Source organism: Thalassobacillus sp. C254 (genome assembly GCF_001310615.1).
This window is the reverse complement of the sequence record NZ_BAXQ01000001.1, coordinates 273,630-290,263: the sequence shown is the minus strand read 5'-3', so window position 1 is coordinate 290,263 and position 16,634 is coordinate 273,630. Positions and strand designations below refer to the sequence as shown.

The window sequence follows — 16,634 nt, the reverse complement described above, 5'->3', positions numbered from 1 at the left end:
CGTCCAGGCACCTGCATTGGCGAGTCTGAGTATAATAGGAGGTGCAGAAATGTACGCAATCATTGAAACTGGTGGTAAACAGATCAAAGTCGAAGAAGGCCAGGAAGTTTACATCGAAAAACTGGATGCTTCTGCAGGCGAAGAAGTAACTTTTGACAAAGTATTGGTTGTTGGCGGAGATGACATGAAAGTCGGCGCTCCATTTGTAGATGGTGCCAGTGTAACTGGAAAAGTTGACAAGCATGGCCGTCAAAAGAAAGTGATCGTATGGAAGTTCAAGAAAAGAAAGAACTACCGTCGTAAGATCGGTCACCGTCAGCCATATACTAAAGTTGTAATCAACAAAATTAATGCATAAGGGACAATCACATGATTGAAATAGTGGTTGAGCGGAATAGCAATCGTACAATTCATTCGTTTTCCATGTCGGGACATGCGGAGTCAGGTCCTTATGGACAAGATATTGTCTGTGCAGGCGCTTCTGCAGTCTCCCTTGGAGCGGTGAATGGAATTTCCGCCTTATGCAATATTGAATTAGATGTGGATATGAGTGACAATGGGGGATATCTCCGCTGCACGGTTCCGTCTCATGTAAGCGGGCGTGTATTTGAGGATGTCCAGCTTCTATTAGAAGGAATGCTGGTGTCTCTTCACTCCATTGCCGAAGAATACGGCGATTACATGACTATTGCTGAAAATCAAGGAGGTGAATGACATGTTGAAAATGAATCTTCAGTTCTTCGCTCAGAAAAAAGGGTAGGTAGTACAAAGAACGGTCGTGACTCTATCTCTAAGCGTCTTGGAACCAAGCGTGGAGACGGCCAATTTGTAACTGGCGGCTCTATCCTAGTTCGCCAAAGAGGAACGCGTATCTACCCAGGTACAAACGTTGGCATCGGCGGTGACGACACGTTGTTCTCAAAAGTAGACGGCGTTGTGAAGTTTGAGCGTCTTGGTAAAAAGCGCAAACAAGTAAGCGTATATCCAAAAGAAGCATAAGCAGAAAGAAACTCTCGGTCTAGTAATAGACCGGGAGTTTTTTATAGAACTTTTTTGTTAAAGCGAGGGGAGAGAATAGTGCAAAGCAGAAGGCAGCGTGTTGAGACAAAAAGCAGCTGAAAAAGGTACAATGGAATCAGGGAGATTATGAAAAGAATAACTGGGAGGTAAGCAATGAAAATTACGGTTATTGGGTACTGGCATGGCTATCCGGGGGCCGGAGAAGCAACCTCTGGATATTTATTTGAAGAAGAAGGATACAAAATGCTGGTAGACTGTGGAAGTGGCGTTGTTTCATCTTTGCAACAGTATATTGACTTAAAAGAGCTGGATAGTGTAGTTCTTTCTCATTACCATAATGACCATATCGCAGACATTGGAGTCCTGCATTATCACAGAGTTCTATCTTATTATGGAGAAGGGTTTGAGAAACCATTAACCATATATGGGCACCAGGAAGATTCACAAGGATTTTCTGCTCTCTCCTATAAAAATCTGGCTGCCGCTTTTCCATACACAGATCAGGCACCTTTAATGGCAGGCCCTTTTACAATTACTTTTGTGAAAACTTCTCATCCCGTAGCTTGTTACGGCATGCGCATTTCCACAGAAAAGGGTTCTGTATTTTACACAGCGGATACAGGATATATGCCCGCTCTTGCTTCCCATGCACAGCACTGTGACCTTATGATAGCTGAATGCAGCCTGTTTGCCGGACAAGACGGAACAGCAGCTGGCCACATGAACAGCCATGAAGCAGGAAAACTGGCAGATGCTGCGAAAGCAAAAGAACTTTTACTTACTCATCTTCCCCACTTTGGAAACCATAAGCAGCTGGTAAGTGAAGCGAAGGAATATTTTCAAGGCAATGTTGAAACTGCGCATGCTGGCTGGAAAAAAACAATCGAACAATAAACAAGGCAAGAAGCTTCCTGAATATACAGGGAGCTTTTTTAGTGCACTGCTGAAGAGGAGGACTACTACGAGGATAATTTCTAACTATTAAACTGACAATGAGATAAATATAAAAAGTTTGAATTGTAAATTTCTTTTTAATAAATTAATAGATTTCTTTGCGCAATCTTTACAATTTCACAATATCTCCTTTACGAAGCTTCCCTATAATTGCAATTGTGAGCGATAGATACATAAATCGTGAGACAAAGAACATACCTATTGGGAGAAAAGGGAGGAAATTGACAGATGAACACTAAGAAATGGTTATCAGTTCTTTTACTAGCAGCAGCTATACCGGCTGTAGCAGCTTGTGGAGAAGGAGAAGAAGGGGGAACTTCTGAGGAGGCTGCCACGAGTGGGGCGGAAGAAACAGATGGTAATAACACAGAAGAAAATAATAACGAAGCTGGTGAAGAACTTAGCGGTACCGTTGCAATTGATGGATCTGGCACCGTATACCCCTTAATGGCTCGGATTGCTGAAGAGTTTATGATAAATGAACAGGAAGGTGTAAGTGTGGAAGTCAGCCGCGCAGGAACAAGCGCGGGCATGCAAAGGTTTGTGAACGGTGAAACCGACTTATCAAATGCTTCCCGTGAAATTAGAGAGGAAGAAATTGAGGAACTAGAAGCAAACGGTATTGAATCGAGAGAATACAAGGTAGCGTTAGATGGATTAACGATTGTTATCCATCCAGATAATGACTGGGCAAATGAAATGACAGAAGAAGAAATTAAAGAAATTTTTGTTACAGGAAATATCAATGAGAGTGATGAGATCATGTGGTCTGACATTCGCTCTGACTGGCCTGATGAACAGGTGAATTTCTATGGCCCGAATGAGAACCATGGAACCAACGAATTTTTTGTAGAAGAGATTATTGATGAGCAGGATCTTGTCCAGACAATCAACCTTCAACAAGAGTATTCTACCCTTGTCACTTTAATTTCCGAGGATGAGAACGCCATTGGCTTCTTCGGCTATGGGTATTATGCGAATAATACAGATGAGCTTGAAGCAGTTGCAATTGACTTTGGAGACGGCCCGGTAGAGCCTTCTTTGGATACAATCGAAGAAGATGGGGAGTACGGACCATTTACCCGGCCTGTTTTTACAAATCTAAGTATTAACTCTGCACAAGAAAAGCCAGAAGTAAAAGCATTCGCTGAATATGTATTTGAAGTAGCCGATGATTTGGCTGGTGACACTGGATTTGCTCCTCTTCCAGAGGAAGAGCTCAATGAACAGCTTGAAGATGTACAATCTATTCAATAAGGTTTCCTAAGGAAAAGCAGATGAGAAGCAGCTTTGCTTTTCATCTGTTTATAAATATTCTCAAAAGGTGACGGTTCGTTGTGAAGGAGGCAGCTGCTTGTGCCAAAGACATCAAACGTGCAAGATATCATTAAAAATAAAAAACAGTCCAAAAATGCGTTAAGAATCGTTGAAAAAACGATTCCAGTATTATTATTTGCAGCTGCATTTGTATCGGTAATCACTACTGTAGGAATTGTTTTTACTCTTATAGGGGAAACAATCATGTTTTTTAGAGAGGTATCATTTTTCGAATTTTATTCAGGAACGGTATTGAGGCCCCTTAGCCCGGTTGATCCCCAATTTAGTATACTCCCTTTAATCATGGGGACGTTGATGACTACTCTAATAGCTGTCCTGGTGGCTGTGCCGATTGGCCTGACTACGGCTATTTATTTAAGCGAATATGCTTCGAAGAGAGCAAGAAAAGTGTTGAAGCCAATGATTGAAGTTTTAGCAGGAATACCAACAATTGTTTATGGTTTCTTTGCCTTTACATTCGTGACTCCAGTCTTAAGAGATGTCATTCCAGGACTATCAGCTACCAATGCGTTAAGCCCGGGCATCGTCATGGGAATAATGATCATCCACTTGTGGCTTCTCTTTCTGAAGATGCTATGAATTCTGTGCCGAATTCCATGAGAGAAGGGGCAATGGCGTTAGGTGCCACCCAATTAGAAGTGACGTTTCGTGTTGTTATTCCTGCTGCAATTTCAGGCATTATTGCCTCCTTTGTCTTGGGCATTTCCAGAGCGATTGGCGAGACAATGATTGTTACGATTGCAAGCGGGAGTTCTAAAAATTTTACCTTTGATATCACCCAATCCATGCAGACAATGACGGCTTATATTGTAGAAGTTACCAGTGGAGATGCGGCAGCGGGTACTCCTATCTACTACAGTATTTATGCAGTGGCCATGACGTTATTCGTTTTTACTTTGACCATGAATATGCTTGCAAGATACATCAGCAAGAGATTCAGGGAGGTGTATTAAGCAATTGAGCATGAAGCAGCCAGAAATGAAACAAGAGGAATATATTGATCTTGACCTTGTAAACCGGAAAATGAACAAGCGTCTCATGTTGAATAAAGCAGTAAAGTACTTGTTCCTGGTTTCTACATTTATAGGGCTGGTCGTCCTGGCTATTCTGTTATATCGCGTAGCTATGGACAGCGCAGGCTGGATTGATTGGCAGTTTTTAACTGACAGACTTTCATCAAATCCGGAAATTGCCGGGATCAGAGGGGCTATTACAGGGACTTTATGCTGATGCTTATAGTGGGACCTGTAACTATGATACTTGGCATAAGTACTGCCATTTATTTAGAAGAGTACGCCAAAAGGGGTCGTCTTCATTCTTTTATCCAAACCAACATTGCTAATTTAGCAGGTGTCCCCTCTATTGTTTTTGGTATTTTAGGACTTACTGTGTTTGTAAGAATGTTTGGCTTTGGGGCTAGCGTCATAGCTGGTGCTTTAACGATGTCGCTCCTTGTTCTGCCAATTGTCGTAGTGTCCGCTCAGGAAGCCATTCGCTCTGTGCCAGGCTTTCTGCGTGAAGCGTCTTACGGGATGGGGGCAACAAAGTGGCAGACGATAAAGAATGTAGTACTTCCTGCTTCCATACCTGGGATTGCAACAGGAGTAATCCTTGCACTTTCCCGAGCTATAGGGGAGACAGCACCACTTGTCGTCCTGGGTATTCCTGCCTTGTTAATTCCTGTACCATCGGGACCAATGGACAACTTTACAGCTCTGCCAATGCAAATATATTACTGGACCATTGATGCTGTGCTGGTTCATGAATACGCGAACTTAGCTGCAGCTACGATCGTTGTCCTGCTTCTCGTTTTGTTTATATTAAATTCTCTGGCAATCCTCATTCGGGCAAAGTTTCAAAAGCGATATTAATTTTTAAGGAGACTGATTGATCATGGCGACAACCTTACGGAAAAACCGTGAAATTAAAATTGAGAATAAGCTAAATGAAGAGCCGGTGTCGAAGGATAACAAAGTGATATATGATACAAGAGGACTAAATTTATGGTACGGGGAGACTCAGGCATTAAAAAACATTGACCTGCCGATTCAGGAAAATCATGTAACAGCGATTATCGGTCCATCAGGATGCGGAAAATCTACGTATATTAAAACATTAAACAGAATGGTTGAACTTGTCCCTAGTGTGAGAACCACAGGTGAAATCCTTTACAGGGGCAAGAATATTTTTGAGCGCTCTTACCGGGTAGAAGAGCTTCGCACCCGTGTAGGAATGGTGTTTCAAAAGCCAAATCCATTCCCAAAATCTATTTTTGAAAACGTGGCTTACGGGCCGAAGGTGCATGGAATTAGAGATAAAAAAATTCTTAAGGATATTGTGGAGAAAAGCTTAAAAGGAGCGGCAATTTGGGAAGAAGTGAAGGATCGATTAAACGAAAATGCTTATGGATTATCAGGCGGCCAGCAGCAGAGGTTATGTATTGCAAGGTGCCTGGCTATTGAACCGGATGTTATTTTAATGGACGAACCAACATCAGCGTTGGATCCAAAATCTACTCTTAAAGTAGAAGAGCTTGTACAGGAGCTAAAGAAAAATTACTCCATTGTTATAGTCACCCATAATATGCAGCAGGCGGCTCGTATTTCTGATAAAACAGCCTTTTTCCTAAATGGAGAAGTGGTAGAGTTTGACCAGACAGACAGAGTGTTTTCCACTCCTCAAGATTTACGGACTGAAGATTATATTACAGGCCGTTTTGGATAAAAGAAAGTGAGGGGCAGAAATGGGTGTGAGAGAGCATTATATAAAAGAGCTGGAGAATTTACGGTCTACCATTTTAGAAATGGGTGAACTCGCAACTGACGCTTTTGAGCAAGTGATTTACGCCTTGCGTAATAATGACCAGATTATGACTGAATATGTGATATCCAGTGACTACATTATTAATAAAAAGGAAACATCGATTAATGAAACAGTTACTCTTATGATTGCAAAACAGCAGCCTGTAGCAAGTGACTTGCGATCGGTGATTGTCGCACTGAAAATTTCCAGTGACCTTGAACGAGTAGGGGACTTGGCAGTAGATATGGCCAAAGGAGGAAAGCGCCTAAAAAAAGGAGCTTTAACAGACGAAAGAATAGAGTTATGTGTCCTTGCAGAACAAGCATGCGACATGCTTAAGAAAGCCTTGCGTGCATACAATGAAGGAAATGTTCTTGCAGCCCAAAGAATAGCACAGGAAGATGACTTAATTGATACGAAGTATGCTTTATTTATTCGAAATCTATTTCAGCTTGTCCCTAACACAGGAATAGTTGAGGAAGTCACACAGTTAGCATTTATTGGCCGGTACATTGAGAGAATTGCTGACTATGCAACAAATATTGCTGAGTGGATTGTTTATGAGGCAAACGGAAAGTATTTCGACCTTAATTAAAAAGAGACAGAAAAAAGTGGAAATCTTATAATGTCTTTTGTGTCTCCTCTTTTATCTCTCTATTGTATGACGGTTTTGCAAACAAATGATAAAATTCGTCGTTAATAGTTTGTCTTCCTTCTAACTTGTATTATAATGAAGCAGGGTAATTACTTACACTTACATACATTACAGGAGGAAGAAACATGCTGGACATAATGCTCAATATCCACCGCTCGGTTTGGCTTTTACTTGTTATCGTTTTTGTGATTGCGTACATAAACCTAACAAAAGGCAAAGAAAAAGGATATAAGATTCCTCATCATATCGCTCGTTTGTTTTATGTACTTATGATCGTTTCAGGTGTTTATTTATTAATTTCTTATGGCTTTCCGATTAACTATACTGTTAAATCGATCTTGGCTCTTTGGCTTATTTATTTAATGGAAGTAATCCTTGGCCGTACAAAAAGAGGAGAGCTTACCGGGAGTCAGCGTACGTACTACTGGGTGCAGTTTGCGATTGCTCTTATTCTCATAATCATGATAGGCTACAATGTCATTTTATAAAAACACAGCGGGATAGCCGCTGTGTTTTTTGTTCTTATGAAATATTCTGTGCTACCTGAAATTTACTATTAGTATATATAAGGAAGTAAGTCAGCTAAATTTTAGAGGCGAGGAGAGCAGGAAGTGCAATTTCATTTCCTTGGTTTTACGGTAAATTTCCAGACCAGAGTGTACACAAAGAAAGAACAAGAAAAAGCGTTTCGCATGTCTGCTTTAGATAAGCGTTTCTATGAAGGGAGAGAGTTGGCTTATTTAAAGTATCTTAGAAACAAGGGAAGTGCCATTTAAGTGAAGCTGATACTCAAGAATCATCGGTGAGAGCTCTTTTTTATTTTCTGTATTCTATTGTTTGTTTGTTCAAAGATACACTGGCATGCACCTAAAAGCACAAGTGTAATAACCGTTCAAGCTTCACTTCATTCGCATTCACGGTGTCTTCTATCCCGGAGACAAGGCTTCAACTAACCGGGGAAGATCAACCGCTGGATCTCGGGGAGTGATCTCGTGATTTTTGAACAATCAACGACAACTCTACAGCAATTTTGAATCTAAAAATAAGGCTCCAATTATCGTCTTTTGATAATTGGAGCCTTATTTATTTTGGTGAGACAGTTTTGTCCCAGACTCTTACTTATTAGCTCTAGGAATTAGGGTCAATAATTTGTGAACGGAATTGACCTTTAAGCTTTTCTTCGTAATATTGCTCTCTATCATCAACGGTCTGTGAGGATAGAGCAACATAAATGTGACTGGGAATATCGTGAAAGATATGGGTGACGTTGTTGTCAAACTTAACATATAAGGTATACGTTTTTTCATCATAGCTGACTGAGGTGATAGCGGCTCCTGCTACATGATCACTTCTATTTGTCATCTGTCAGCCTCCTCTTTAGTAGAATTTATCTTACCCTTTCCCTTTAGTCTCCGGGAAAAAACTTTATATTCCGGGCCATGAAAATATCGTATGTAAAAGGAAAGAGTGAAAAGAATTGTAATTTAGTCGATATGAAGAATAAGGAAAATGATGAGCAGGTAAGTCTTCCTTTAATAATGGGTCGGTTCTATGCAAGGGAAATGTTGATTTTTTATAAGTAATTGATTGTAGATAAAAGCGCGAGACGCCTTATACCACGATCCAAAGATCCCGCATGATGGTTTTTCTAAGGAAGACGAAACTATGCCCGAGGCGTAAAAGACACCGGGAATGCAAATCTCTCATTTGTAACTTTGGGTGCAAGGAAGCATCTTTTACCGAAAAATCAACAACAAAATGTAACACTATGGTTTGGCAACAGATTCTTCATAGCGAGCTTTTCCTCTTTTCTTTGAGGAAAAGACGTACTTTAGCTAATTGAGGTGGATCCTATGAATAACAATGAATACTTAGATGTATTTATAGAAGAAAGTCAGGAACATATTCAAGCGATCAATGATAACGTGCTTCGTTTGGAAAGTGATCCTGCTGATTTGTCAGTAGTTGGAGAAGTGTTCCGTTCAGCTCATACGTTAAAAGGTATGTCTGCCACGATGGGATATCAGGATTTAGCTCTGCTTACCCATTCAATGGAAAACGTTCTCGATCTTGTAAGAAACAATGAACTGAGTGTTACCTCTCAAGTTATTGATATCATTTTTGAGGCTGTAGATGCCTTAGAGGAAATGGTCATTGATATCTCCCAAGGAGGAGAGGGAAAGAAAGATATTCAGGATATTGCAGCGAATCTTGAGCGTATCCAGCAGGGGAATCAGGCTCAAAACAGCAGTCCCTTACAGGAAATAGCAGCAGTCAAAGATCAGGAAATTCTTAAACAAACTGAACACTTCTATGATCAATTCGAAAGCACGGTACTAGTACAGTCATTAGAACAAAATTATAATGTCTTTGAAATCAAAGTAATGCTTGATAATCAAACCATGCTGAAGGCTGCCCGCGTTTTTATGGTTTTTGAGGTATTTGAAGGTGTTGGAGAAGTAGTGAAATCCAGCCCACCCGTTGAAAAATTAGAGAATGAAGATTTTGAAAACGAGTTTATTGTCACACTTCTTTCTCAGGAAGAGGGCGAAAAGATAAAAGCCAGTTAGAAAGTATCTCAGAAGTAGAGGAAGTACATATTCACTCAGTAACAAAAGAAGAGATCACTAGGCAAAAGGACACCACAGTAAAAAGTAATGAAGAAAACAACAAGGAAAAAACTTCTCCATTTACGAATGAGGGGGAGAATAAAAAAATAGAGAAATCTGGTGGTGAGGTAAACAAAACAATCAGAGTGAACATTGAACGTTTGGATGTCCTCATGAATTTATTTGAGGAGCTGGTGATTGACCGTGGACGTTTGGAGCAGATTTCTTCTGAACTAAACAATCATGAGCTCAATGAGACGGTAGAACATATGTCAAGAATTTCAGGGGATTTGCAAGAAATCATTCTGACGATGAGAATGATGCCGGTTGAACAGGTATTTAACCGTTTCCCTCGAATGGTCCGCAGCTTGTCTAAAGAACTAGGGAAGCAATTAAAGCTTGAAGTCATCGGCGCAGAAACGGAGCTTGACCGGACGATCATTGATGAAATCGGTGATCCACTGGTTCATTTAATCCGAAATTCCATTGATCATGGCATTGAAAGCCGGAAGTAAGAAGAGAAGCTGGAAAGCCGGAAGAAGGAAAAGTCATCTTAAAGGCTTACCACAGTGGAAATAATGTCTTTATTGAAATAGAGGATGATGGAGCAGGAATAAATAAGCAGAAAGTGCTTCAAAAAGCGTTGGAAAATGAAGTGGTTTCGGAAGAAGAAGCAGGAAAGATGAGTGACCAGCAAGTCTACAATCTTTTATTTGCTTCAGGTTTTAGTACAGCGGATGAAGTAACGGACGTCTCCGGGCGTGGAGTTGGGTTAGATGTAGTGAGGAATACGTTTGAAACGTTAGGAGGGTCTGTAACTGTTGATTCTATAGAAGGAAAAGGATCCATTTTTTCCATTCAGCTTCCATTAACTCTTTCTATAATAGATGTCCTATTAGTAGAGGTCGGAGAGGAGAAATATGGTTTGCCCTTATCAGCTATAGTAGAAACGGCGATTATCAATAAAGAAGACATTTACAATTATCATGGCCAGAAGGTAATTGATTTTAGAGGTAAAATAGTTCCTTTGGTTTTTCTCTCGAGTATTTTTGATGTATCAAAAGAGAAGCTGGAGAACCAGATTCATTCCCTGGTAATTGTAAAAAAAGGGGAAAAACTGGCTGGCCTCATTGTTGACTCACTGATCGGACAGCATGATGTGGTGCTAAAATCATTAGGAAATTACCTTTCAAATGTTTTTGCTATTTCTGGTGCGACAATTTTGGGAGACGGCCAAGTAGCACTGATTGTAGATACGAACGCACTCGTTAAATAAATTCCGTATAGGTAAGGATAATGTTAGTCTCTTCACTATGATGAATACCGATATGGCCTTCCCTGACGAGATTCTTGTAGGCTGGAATAATCCTGGGGAAGGCTTTCATCCTGCTGTTTTTCATAGACTTAAGCTGTAGTCCTTCTCTTCCAGCCAGGGAAAGCCTATATTATAAACAATAACAGCCAGTAAGAGACCTAATTTAGGAAAGGCGGTACCATGTATGACTACGGAAACTGATAATGACCAATTAAAGATGATTATTTTTCAATTGGGTCAAGAAGAATACGCCATAAACGTTACTTACGTACAGTCCATCGAACGAATGCAAAATGTAACAAGAATTCCTGGGGTCCAGTCTTTTATTATAGGAGTTATGAATTTAAGAGGGGTGATTACACCTGTGATTGACCTTAGAAAACGGTTTGGGCTTGAAGAGAAACATGCTGATGAATCTACACGGATTTTAATGATTACCCTTGAGGAAATAGAAGCAGGATTAGTTGTAGACGGAGCGAATGATGTACTGGATATACCAGTCGATAGAATTGAGTCTCCGCCTGAAATTATAGGTGGAGTGAAAGAAGACTATCTAGAGGGGATTGTTAACTTGGATGGACGTTTCTTAACCCTCTTACATCTTGAAAAAGTATTAAGTGAATAATAGAATCAGCAATAAGAAGCAAGCTTTCATTAATGATTGCTTGCTTTTTTAGAGTTAACATAAGTATAAAATGCTCTGTTTGCTGTTTTATCTAATAACCGAACGATTATGAAACAACGTAAAGGAAGGGTAGAATGAAATATTATTTTATGGTTACTGCTTTACTTCTAATCTCTGGTTGTCAAACGACAGAACCACCATCAGATATAACTCAGGACAACCTTTTAGCTGTACACTATATTGATGTTGGCCAAGGAGATGCGACTTTATTTGAGGCACCTGAAGGGACAATATTAATTGATACCGGACGCCATGACAGAGAAGAAGTAGTACCATACTTACAGAAAGCAGGGATTGAAGAAATCGATCTTGTCATTGGTACTCATCCCCACGCTGATCATATCGGACAAATGGAAGAGGTGCTGGCGTCCTTTCCGGTGGATGAGGTCTGGATGTCAGGAGGGGAACATACAACAGCAACCTTTGAACGAACTTTGGACGCTATCATAGAGTCAGAGGCTAATTACCATGAACCAAGGAGAGGAGAAGAATATGTTATCGGAGATTTATCAGTGGATGTTCTTCACCCAGATGAACTGACAGGAGATTTAAACGAGGATTCAGTAAGCGTGCGTATTTCCTATGACAGCATTTCATTTATTGTCACAGGAGATGCTGAGGAGGAAGGAGAAGCAGCTATGGTTAAAGAAAGCAGAGAACAGCTGCATGCGGATATATTAAAGCTTGGCCACCATGGTTCAAGCACCTCTACGAATCCAGACTTTCTCTCGGCTGTTGCTCCAGAAGTAGCTCTGTATTCCGCAGGAAGAGCAAACGAATACGGTCATCCACATGATGAAGTTATTGAGAGAGTAGAGGAGGCAGGCATTCCTGTATTTGGAACACCAGAGCATGGAACAATCTTAGTTGTTACTGATGGTGAGGAATACTGGCTGGAAGCAGAACATGAAAATGAAGAGCTTCAAGAAGCACTGGAAGCCTCCTGAAAAACTCGCAATGAGTGTCTTCGGTTCTGTTAGTATAGTTGAATACGATAGGCAGGTTTAGGGTGCATCACTGCCTTCCAGCAGTTTCAGTACTTGAAGGAAGGGTATGAGATTCAGGAGAAATAATTATATAAATCCAATAACCCTGAGACCCATCGTTTTGATAGTTTCTTACCTATGACCATGATTCTATTTATGTATAATATCCTCTCAGAAACATCTGTCACAGTTATACTTGCAGAAAAAGAAATATCCTTTGCAACTAGTGCAAAGGATAAAAGGGGGACGCCTTGAAAGAGAGTTGCTTTCATGGACGCACCTTCATAATACCAAAGAAACGTTAAGCCATTATAAAGCGATAGTGTAGATTATATTATTTAATAGTAACCGCTTTCATTTAATTTACAAAAAATTAACAAAAATTTATATTTGGGCAATGGATTGTGCAAACTTTCTCGTTTATTATCGAATTAATAAAACAATTAGGGAAAGGGGACGGAAGATACAGTGGATCAGACACCAAAACTTTCTGACCCAAGTTTATATAATAATCGGGAACTAAGCTGGCTGGCTTTTAATCGCAGGGTTTTAGAGGAAGCTGAGGATGAACGCAATTTCGTATTGGACAGGTTTAAATTCTTGGCAATATTCAGTGCAAATTTAGATGAATTTTTTATGGTTCGAGTTGCCGGTTTGAAAGACCAGGTGAAAGCAGGTTTTAAAAAGCCGGATAATAAGTCTGGCTTGACGCCCAAACGGCAGCTTGCACATATTGCTGAAATGACGAGTGAGCTCGTTTCAAAGCAGTATAAAATATACAATGAAACGCTTCTTCCTTTAATAAAGGAACAAGATATCATAATTACAAAAGTAGGCTCTCTTTCCAGTCAGCGAAAGGAGGAACTTGAATGGTTTTTTGACGAGGAAATTTATCCGGTAGTCACTCCTAGAGCTATAGATAGTTATCGTCCTTTTCCACAATTTTTAAGCAAAACTCTGAACCTTGCAATAATCATCAATGACGAGAATGAGGAGACAGATCAAGCCAAACAATTGAATGGGAAGCTTGCTATCGTTCAGGTGCCAAGTGTGATGGACAGGTTAGTGGAAGTGTCCTGTGCAACAGGGAAAGTCTTTGTTTTACTTGAGGATGTAATTACATATTTTATGGACAAATTATTCAGCGGCTACCAAATTAACAGTGTAACTCCATTCCGCATTACAAGAAATGCTGATTTAACTATTCATGAAGACGGGGCTTCAGACTTGTTAAGTGTCATTGAAGAGGAGATAAAAAAAGAAGATGGGGAGCAGAGATCAGGCTGGAAATAGAAGGCCCTCTATATGATGAAAAAGTTCTTTATTATTTGCAGAGAAGACTAGGCATACATGTTGATGACACATTTATTGTTGAAGGTCCTCTCGATTTAACCTTTTTATTTTCATTTTATAAGTGGGGGGAGAAGAATTATGATTCCTTAGTTGAAGAACCGTTGCCCGCCCGCATCCCGTCTGGGCTGTCTTCAGGAAAAGAACTTTTTGCCACTGCCTTAGAACGCGACATTTTACTTCATCACCCGTACGATTCTTTTGAGCCTGTAGTGGAAATGGTGAATGAAGCAGCTACAGACCCAACTGTTTTAGCAATAAAGCAAACCCTTTACAGAGTAAGCAAAGATTCTTCTATCATTCAAGCATTAAAACAAGCCGCTATGAATGGAAAGCAAGTGACTGTCCTTGTAGAACTTAAAGCAAGATTTGATGAAGAGAATAATGTCAGTTGGGCTAAAGAACTGGAAAAATCAGGGTGCCATGTGATTTATGGTATGACTCATTTAAAAACTCACAGTAAAATTACGTTGGTTGTTAGAAAAAGAAACGGTAAAATAGAAAGGTTTGTTCATTTAGGAACAGGAAATTATAATGACGCTACAGCAAAACTGTATACTGATGTGGCCCTCATAACGACAAAAAGAGAATTTGGTATTGATGCTACGAACTTTTTTAACTACATTAGCGGATATACAGCCAAACCGAAATACAATTACATCTCCGTTGCCCCTTTTGACATCCGGGAAGATTTTATAAGGTTAATTGAAAAAGAAATGGAATATCACAAGCTTCACCAAAATGGACATATCATTGTCAAGATGAATTCAATAACTGATAATATTCTAATTAAAAAGTTTTACGAGGCTTCCAATCAAGGGGTGAAAATTGATTTAATTATACGGGGCATTTGCTGTTTGCGTCCTGGTATAAAAGGAGTAAGTGAGAATATAAAGGTAAGAAGCATTGTAGGGAGATTTTAGAGCATAGCAGGATTTTTTATTTTTATCACAACGGTGAAGAACAGACATACTTCTCATCTGCAGATATGATGACTCGAAATATGGAGATGCGTATAGAAATCCTCTTCCCAATTCTACATCCTACCCTGAAAAAACGAGTGAGAGAATGGCTGTTTCTTTACTTGTCCGACAATGTTAAAGCAAGAGAACAGGATAATGAAGGCAAATATCATTATGTTAAGCCTTCTAATGACGCTCCTATTATTAATAGTCAACTGGAAATTATGGACCTTATTCATCCTTTGCCAACCACGGAAAAAGAGGGGGATACAGGGGAAAGGGAAGGATAAGAAAAAAGTCTACGCTATTTAATGGTATTAACCACCTCCTTCACATGCTTTCAGTTAAAAAGATGTAGTATCAATAGTAAAAGGGGAATGAACAGTGAATGTTGTAGAAAATATAACCTATAAGGTTGCATTGCTGGAGGATGAACCAGCTCATGCTTTGTTGATTGGCTATAATATAGAATTTAAAGGCCATTCAATTGAACATTTTCATACGGGAAAAGAGCTATCCTTAGAAATTGATTCCTCCTATGATTTAATAATTCTAAGTCTTGATTTAAGTAAAGAAAATCCTGTAACCATTTGTCAAGATATATTTTTTTCAGGGGTTGAAATTCCAGTGTTGTTTGTTACAACCAATAGTAAGCAAAAGGAATATAATGTAAGTGCTAATTATGAAATACTAGAAAAGCCTTTTACCCTAAAAGAATTAGGGGCAAGGATAGACAAACTTTTAATAAACAATTACGTGCAGCGATCCTAGCAGGATCGTTTTTTTTGTTCGATTCGATCTACTCTGTTTGGTCAATTAGAATGCTTGATTCATGTAAATTTATCAGCAGTTCAGCTTCCATAGATGGCTACTTTTTAATTATATTAATGAAGTTTACTAAAGATTTAAGTTGTCTTTACTTTCTCTACATGTAAACAAGTTACAGTGGAAGTGTATTGGAGGTGAACTGAATGCCAACAAAGGAAAAAATCGTGAAAGTAGCTGATTTTATTCAAAAGGAAGTGGAAGCAGGACTCTATTCCAAAGATAACAGATTACCTTCGGAAGCTGAACTGTGTCAGAGGTTTCTTACCAATCGCTATACTGTAAGGCAAGCATTGGATCGGTTAATTCAGGTAGGTCTTATACGTGCTGAAAAGGGGGTTGGATATTTTGTAGTCAATCCTCCGTTGAATTTTCATTATGAAGTTTCTCCTCTAACCCGGTTTTCCGATATCATCCGTAGAGCTGGTAATGTTCCTGGAGCTGAGCTTCAAAGTAAAAAAGTTGTTCTGCCTCATCTCCAAGTAAAAGACACTTTGGGATTAACAAGGGAACAAGAGGTATATCACTTAGAAATCATTCGTTACGCAGATGAAATCCCGGTAGCAAAAGGTGATACGTTTCTTCCTTGTTTTCTATTCGAAGACTTAGAAAAGTACCTGCACAACTTTCATTCTTTGTATCACATACTTGAAAGTGATTATGGTGTTTATCCCAAGCGACTTGCTTCAACATTTCAGGCCGTATACCCAAACGCCAAGGAGGCAATCCATCTTGATATTTCACCTAATACGCCCCTTTTGCAAATAGAAAGCGTGATGTGCGATCAGCGAGGGAATCGAATGGAATTTACAAGGGCTAAATTTCGGGGCGACCTTTGTAATGTCTCTGTTGGTTTTTAGCACTATCCAAAGAAAGGAATCGACATGATGACCAAATTTGATTGGAAAGTAACACTCACAGAAGCAGAGTTAGATGTTGTCAAAGAATTGCTAGCTCCTATCGAAGAGGTTTACACCATTGAAATCATAAAACCTCCTCAAAACAGCCTTGTGATGGTAAAAGGAAGAGATAGTGTGAAAGGTCAACCTTTTTACTCCGGGGAAGCCTCCTTACAGAGTGCATTGTTAAATTAGATGATAGTTACGGTTTTGGAGCCGTTTTAGGAGATGAGA

General features: G+C 39.7%; 15 protein-coding genes, 5 pseudogenes and 1 other annotated feature (1 of these 21 only partly in view). Of the genes and pseudogenes, 18 read left to right on the top strand and 2 right to left on the bottom strand.

Annotated elements, in window-relative coordinates:
- Nucleotides 1–37: a sequence feature (ribosomal protein L21 leader region), on the top strand; it begins 37 nt to the left of the window's first position.
- Between the two features lie 12 nt (nucleotides 38–49).
- The 11 genes and pseudogenes from rplU (at nucleotide 50) to JCM19033_RS23055 (ending at nucleotide 7,545) form a co-directional block, all read left to right on the top strand.
- Complete coding sequence (rplU, locus tag JCM19033_RS01680; protein WP_054635051.1) at nucleotides 50–358, top strand: 50S ribosomal protein L21; 309 nt, start codon at nucleotides 50–52, stop codon at nucleotides 356–358.
- Nucleotides 359–369: 11 nt separating this feature from the next.
- On the top strand, nucleotides 370–714 hold the full coding sequence (locus JCM19033_RS01675; protein WP_054635050.1) for a ribosomal-processing cysteine protease Prp: 345 nt from the start codon (nucleotides 370–372) through the stop codon (nucleotides 712–714).
- A 1-nt stretch (nucleotide 715) separates the two neighbouring features.
- Nucleotides 716–999: pseudogene (gene rpmA, locus JCM19033_RS21810) on the top strand (50S ribosomal protein L27).
- A 174-nt stretch (nucleotides 1,000–1,173) separates the two neighbouring features.
- Nucleotides 1,174–1,914: an MBL fold metallo-hydrolase gene (locus JCM19033_RS01670; RefSeq protein WP_054635049.1), complete on the top strand. Its 741-nt coding sequence runs from the start codon at nucleotides 1,174–1,176 to the stop codon at nucleotides 1,912–1,914.
- A gap of 288 nt (nucleotides 1,915–2,202) precedes the next feature.
- Nucleotides 2,203–3,231 (top strand): phosphate ABC transporter substrate-binding protein PstS family protein, encoded by a 1,029-nt coding sequence (locus JCM19033_RS01665; protein WP_054635048.1) that lies wholly within the window; start codon nucleotides 2,203–2,205, stop codon nucleotides 3,229–3,231.
- Between the two features lie 117 nt (nucleotides 3,232–3,348).
- A pseudogene (gene pstC / locus JCM19033_RS01660) lies at nucleotides 3,349–4,265 on the top strand (phosphate ABC transporter permease subunit PstC).
- A gap of 25 nt (nucleotides 4,266–4,290) precedes the next feature.
- Nucleotides 4,291–5,183, top strand: a pseudogene (gene pstA, locus JCM19033_RS01655) (phosphate ABC transporter permease PstA).
- Nucleotides 5,184–5,205: 22 nt separating this feature from the next.
- Nucleotides 5,206–6,036, top strand: a complete 831-nt coding sequence (gene pstB, locus JCM19033_RS01650) for a phosphate ABC transporter ATP-binding protein PstB (RefSeq protein WP_054635047.1) — start codon at nucleotides 5,206–5,208, stop codon at nucleotides 6,034–6,036.
- Nucleotides 6,037–6,061: 25 nt separating this feature from the next.
- Nucleotides 6,062–6,709, top strand: coding sequence for a phosphate signaling complex protein PhoU (gene phoU, locus JCM19033_RS01645; RefSeq protein WP_374701187.1), 648 nt, complete (start codon nucleotides 6,062–6,064; stop codon nucleotides 6,707–6,709).
- 185 nt (nucleotides 6,710–6,894) lie between these two features.
- Nucleotides 6,895–7,257 carry a DUF1516 family protein gene (locus JCM19033_RS01640; RefSeq protein ID WP_054635045.1) on the top strand — a complete coding sequence of 121 codons (363 nt, stop codon included), beginning with the start codon at nucleotides 6,895–6,897 and terminating at the stop codon, nucleotides 7,255–7,257.
- 123 nt (nucleotides 7,258–7,380) lie between these two features.
- Nucleotides 7,381–7,545, top strand: a complete 165-nt coding sequence (locus JCM19033_RS23055; RefSeq protein ID WP_157049695.1) for a hypothetical protein — start codon at nucleotides 7,381–7,383, stop codon at nucleotides 7,543–7,545.
- 352 nt (nucleotides 7,546–7,897) lie between these two features.
- On the opposite strand, the gene JCM19033_RS01635 is transcribed toward JCM19033_RS23055, so the two are convergent.
- Nucleotides 7,898–8,131 (bottom strand): KTSC domain-containing protein, encoded by a 234-nt coding sequence (locus tag JCM19033_RS01635; RefSeq protein ID WP_054635044.1) that lies wholly within the window; start codon nucleotides 8,129–8,131, stop codon nucleotides 7,898–7,900.
- A 491-nt stretch (nucleotides 8,132–8,622) separates the two neighbouring features.
- On the opposite strand from JCM19033_RS01635, the pseudogene JCM19033_RS01630 reads away from it, so the two are divergent.
- Nucleotides 8,623–10,654: pseudogene (locus JCM19033_RS01630) on the top strand (chemotaxis protein CheW).
- On the opposite strand, the gene JCM19033_RS24860 reads toward JCM19033_RS01630, so the two are convergent.
- Nucleotides 10,647–10,778: a hypothetical protein gene (locus JCM19033_RS24860; protein WP_269757910.1), complete on the bottom strand. Its 132-nt coding sequence runs from the start codon at nucleotides 10,776–10,778 to the stop codon at nucleotides 10,647–10,649. The pseudogene JCM19033_RS01630 and the gene JCM19033_RS24860 sit on opposite strands and share 8 nt — an antisense overlap.
- 99 nt (nucleotides 10,779–10,877) lie before the next feature.
- Here JCM19033_RS24860 and JCM19033_RS01625 point away from each other — a divergent pair, with 99 nt between their 5' ends.
- The 6 genes and pseudogenes from JCM19033_RS01625 (at nucleotide 10,878) to JCM19033_RS01595 (ending at nucleotide 16,595) form a co-directional block, all read left to right on the top strand.
- On the top strand, nucleotides 10,878–11,318 hold the full coding sequence (locus JCM19033_RS01625) for a chemotaxis protein CheW (protein ID WP_054635043.1): 441 nt from the start codon (nucleotides 10,878–10,880) through the stop codon (nucleotides 11,316–11,318).
- 134 nt (nucleotides 11,319–11,452) lie between these two features.
- Nucleotides 11,453–12,325: a ComEC/Rec2 family competence protein gene (locus tag JCM19033_RS01620; protein ID WP_054635042.1), complete on the top strand. Its 873-nt coding sequence runs from the start codon at nucleotides 11,453–11,455 to the stop codon at nucleotides 12,323–12,325.
- Nucleotides 12,326–12,832: 507 nt separating this feature from the next.
- Nucleotides 12,833–14,966 (top strand): annotated as a pseudogene (locus tag JCM19033_RS01610) (RNA degradosome polyphosphate kinase).
- A gap of 94 nt (nucleotides 14,967–15,060) precedes the next feature.
- A complete protein-coding gene (locus JCM19033_RS01605; protein WP_054635040.1) occupies nucleotides 15,061–15,447 on the top strand; it encodes a response regulator transcription factor in 387 nt (128 codons plus the stop codon).
- Between the two features lie 200 nt (nucleotides 15,448–15,647).
- Nucleotides 15,648–16,361: a GntR family transcriptional regulator gene (locus JCM19033_RS01600; protein WP_054635039.1), complete on the top strand. Its 714-nt coding sequence runs from the start codon at nucleotides 15,648–15,650 to the stop codon at nucleotides 16,359–16,361.
- 24 nt (nucleotides 16,362–16,385) lie between these two features.
- Nucleotides 16,386–16,595, top strand: a complete 210-nt coding sequence (locus JCM19033_RS01595; protein WP_157049694.1) for a phosphonate C-P lyase system protein PhnG — start codon at nucleotides 16,386–16,388, stop codon at nucleotides 16,593–16,595.
- Nucleotides 16,596–16,634: the final 39 nt, after the last annotated feature.